The following is a 627-nucleotide window of genomic DNA, read 5'->3' as shown; positions in this document are numbered from 1 at the left end:
AATATGGGCCAGCGCGGGGTTACGCTGCCGCGGCTGTGAGCAAGCGGCCCTGACGCTACGTCTTTGACTCTCCCCCGCCCCGCGCGCATTCAGGCGAGCAAGGGAGAGTGAGCATGGCAGTCCGCGAGTTCGACATCATCGTCTATGGCGCCACCGGCTATACCGGGCGCCTCGTCGCCGAGCATTTCGTGCGCGAATATGGCAATGCTGCCGATGGGCCGAAATGGGCCATGGCCGGGCGTAGCCAGGACAAGCTGGAGGAAGTGCGCAGCGAGATCGGCGCGCCAAGCTCCACCCCGCTGATCGTTGCCGATGCCGACGATCCCGCCAGCCTCGAAGCCATGTGCAACCGCACCAAGGTGGTGCTGACCACGGTCGGACCCTATCAGCTTTATGGTGACGCGCTGGTCGCGGCCTGTGTGAAAACCGGCACCGACTATGCCGATCTCTGCGGCGAGCCCGCGTGGATGCGCGAGCAGATCGACCTCCACCACGAGGCTGCGAAGAAGAGCGGCGCGCGGATCACCTTCTCCGCCGGCTTCGACTCGATCCCATTCGACCTGGGCGTGCTCATGCTGCAGCAGGAGGCGGTTAAGCGCCACGGATCGCCCGCTCCGCGCGTGAAGG

Annotated in this window: 1 protein-coding gene; it reads left to right on the top strand. The window is 65.7% G+C overall.

The features are described 5' to 3' along the window. Window positions 1-113: 113 nt before the first annotated feature. Window positions 114-627: saccharopine dehydrogenase family protein (locus F2B26_RS16680; RefSeq protein WP_201292815.1), on the top strand; the 514-nt coding region annotated here is incomplete at its 3' end.

Source organism: Cellulomonas citrea, assembly GCF_009829685.1.
In the GTDB taxonomy this organism is placed as follows: Bacteria; Actinomycetota; Actinomycetes; order Actinomycetales; family Cellulomonadaceae; genus Cellulomonas; species Cellulomonas citrea.
The sequence above is the reverse complement of the archived record's forward strand: the minus strand, read 5'-3'. Positions and strand labels throughout refer to the sequence as shown.